The sequence below is a fragment of the Paenibacillus agaridevorans genome, from assembly GCF_003112455.1.
GTDB lineage: Bacteria > Bacillota > Bacilli > Paenibacillales > Paenibacillaceae > Pristimantibacillus > Pristimantibacillus agaridevorans.
On the sequence record NZ_BDQX01000269.1, the window covers coordinates 8787 to 11451 of the forward strand.

The following is a 2665-nucleotide window of genomic DNA, read 5'->3' on the forward strand; positions in this document are numbered from 1 at the left end:
CGCGGAGCTTGCGGCGGAGCAAGGGTTGCCATACGCATTCGCACTCTTTATTAATAATGATCCGGACACCGCCGCCGCCGCGTTCGAGCTTTACAAGACTCGCTTCAACCGCGAGAAAGGCGGCGAGCCAAAGCCTATTCTGGCGTTATCCGTCATCGCGGCAGATACGGAAGAGGAAGCAAGCGAGCTTGCCGGCCAGCATAAGAGCGTTCGCGTGACGCTTGGCAGCGGCAAGACGATTAACGTGACGACGCTCGAGCAAGCGGCGGAGTTCGCCAAGCAGGCGGGCGAAACCTATACGGCGGTGGAGCGGGAAGCGGATATTACGCGAGGCACGAAAGAAAGCGTTCGAGCCAGGCTGAACGAATTATCGGAGCAGTATGGCGTGGACAGCTTCGTCTTCACGACGATCATTCCGGATTATGATAAAAGGGCTCGTTCCTTCGAGCTATTGAAGGAAGCTTTCGCGGAGGAGCTGGTATGAGCAGGGCAGCGGTACAGGAGGAATTGGCGCAGCGTCTGGTCGCGATAAGGCGCAGCCTGCACGAGCATCCGGAATTGTCCGGCGAAGAGCGAGAGACGACGGAAGCCATCAAGCTTTGGTTATCCGAAGCGGGCATTCGCATTCTCGATTACGGACTGCCGACGGGCGTCATTGCGGAGATTGGCGGCGACGCTGGCACCGATACCACCGAACATGCGCGCGACGCTCTGGCTGACACCCCGGGTTACGGTACATCGGCATCGCGGATTCCGGTTGTTGCGCTAAGGGCGGATATCGACGCGCTGCCGATTCAAGAGGAGACGGGGCTGCCTTATGCCTCCAAGATAGAAGGCAAGATGCATGCTTGCGGCCACGACTTTCATACCGCGGCATTGCTCGGAGCCGCATTTGGACTGAAGGAGCAAGAGCGCGAGCTTCCCGGCGTCGTTCGGCTTCTGTTCCAGCCGGCCGAAGAGAAGGCGAAGGGAGCTCAGCAGCTCATTGCCGCCGGCGTGCTTGAAGGCGTGGACGTCATCTACGGCATCCACAACAAGCCGGATTTGCCCGTCGGGACGATCGGCGTTCGCGGAGGTCCCCTCATGGCAGCAGCCGACGGTTTCGTCGTCGAAGTCGATGGTATCGGCACGCATGCCGCTTCTCCGGAAGCGGGAATCGACCCGATCGTCACGGCGTCGCATATCATTACGGCGCTGCAATCCATCGTTAGCCGCAACGTCAGCGCGCTCGACGGTGCCGTGATCAGCGTCACGAGATTGCACGCGGGCAACGCCTGGAACGTGATCTCCGAGAAGGCCGTCTTCGACGGCACGATCCGCACGTTCACCGAGCAAGTTCGCGGAACCGTTCGGCAACGCTTCGAGACGGTGGTGTCCGGCCTCGCGTTGGCATTCGGCACAACCGCCCGCGTGAAGTGGATCGAAGGTCCTCCCGCGGTCGTGAACGACGAACGCTGGGCTAAGCTTGCAGGCAATACGGCGAGAGCCCGGGGCAACGCGGTCGTGGAACCGTCATTGTCGCCAGCTGGAGAGGATTTTGCATTTTACCTTCAGCAAACGCCTGGAGCGTTTTTGTTCATAGGAGTAGATGGTCCCCGCCAATGGCATCATCCTGCCTTCGACCTGAACGAGGAAGCGCTGCCTGTCGCCGCGAAGCTGCTCCAGCAATTAGCCGTGGACGCTCTTAGGGAGCTATCCTAACGGAGAGCGCGAATCAGTAGAGCGTCGACGGTCCATACGCCGAACATGCCTGATTTATTGTCGGAATATTGAATTAATTAGTGCGTACTTATGACGAAATGAAATGAATAGGGAGGCGGATGAGATGGTCAACGCGGCGACAAAGGCGCAAACGGCGATCGCGGCATACGTAAACGCGTACGAGGAAATCGAGAGAGAGATAGCAGGACAGACGAAGGAGCAATTGAGATGGAAGGCAACGCCTGCTTCCTGGAGCGTTACGGAGGTTTTCGCGCATCTGGTAGACCATAGTATCGTCGTATCATTTCGCATTCGGGAAATTTTGGCGGGTTCTGCTGTCCGGCTGCCGGCCTTCGACCAAGACGCTTGGGTAACGGGTCAGAAGTCGAACGAGGAGGATGTGGCCCACATTGCGGCAGCAGCCCATTCGCTCGTCGCGTACAACGCCCGTTTGCTTGCACGGCTCACGGATGAAGAGTGGGCGGGAGCCGGTGTGAACGCCAAGGGCGACAAGGTCGCCATCGCGGAAATTATCCCGGCGTTCGTAGCTCACGTGGAAAGGCATCTCGGCCAAATTAGAAGAATCAAGGAGCAGGCGGCGGACAGAAAGGATGTTGTCTGATGGGTGAAAGCGTGATTGGCGAAGCTCGGGATTCAGGGTCGTCCGCCAGCCATCGGCGCATCGTCATCCGGGGAGTAACGCCCGCTGACAGTCAAGCGTTGGAGGACGTGCTGCTGGATGCCTATGGCGAATACGAAGAGAAGTTGTCCGAGGTCAAATGGGAGGAATATAAAGCGAGTATATTGCACGCCATCGTGGAGGCGCCGACAAGCGCCAGACTGGTAGCGGAGCTGGACGGCGAAGTGGTAGGCAGCGTGTTCCTGTTCGATTCTGCCGAGAAGGCATACGGCCATCCCGAGCTGGGCATCGAGTCGCCCATCCTGCGGCTGCTCGCGGTGTCGC

General features: G+C 58.9%; 4 protein-coding genes. All 4 read left to right on the plus strand.

The genetic code is table 11. From position 1 onward, the window contains the following. Positions 1–484: LLM class flavin-dependent oxidoreductase (locus PAT3040_RS38910; protein ID WP_258235103.1), on the plus strand; the 484-nt coding region annotated here is incomplete at its 5' end. After that, complete coding sequence (locus PAT3040_RS22130) at positions 481–1701, plus strand: amidohydrolase (RefSeq protein WP_108994416.1); 1221 nt, start codon at positions 481–483, stop codon at positions 1699–1701. The genes PAT3040_RS38910 and PAT3040_RS22130, both read left to right, overlap by 4 nt. A 124-nt stretch (positions 1702–1825) precedes the next feature. Next, the gene (locus tag PAT3040_RS22135) at positions 1826–2323 is read left to right on the plus strand and encodes a DinB family protein (protein ID WP_108994417.1); all 498 of its coding nucleotides are present in this window, start codon (positions 1826–1828) and stop codon (positions 2321–2323) included. Continuing rightward, the coding region (locus PAT3040_RS38915) for a GNAT family N-acetyltransferase (RefSeq protein WP_507763377.1) at positions 2323–2665 on the plus strand (343 nt) is incomplete at its 3' end. The genes PAT3040_RS22135 and PAT3040_RS38915, both read left to right, overlap by 1 nt.

Bases quoted from the DNA above. Each gene is read 5' to 3' on its own strand.
- PAT3040_RS22130 (WP_108994416.1), top strand. From the start codon at position 481: ATGAGCAGGGCAGCGGTACAGGAGGAATTGGCGCAGCGTCTGGTCGCG.
- PAT3040_RS22135 (WP_108994417.1), top strand. From the start codon at position 1,826: ATGGTCAACGCGGCGACAAAGGCGCAAACGGCGATCGCGGCATACGTA.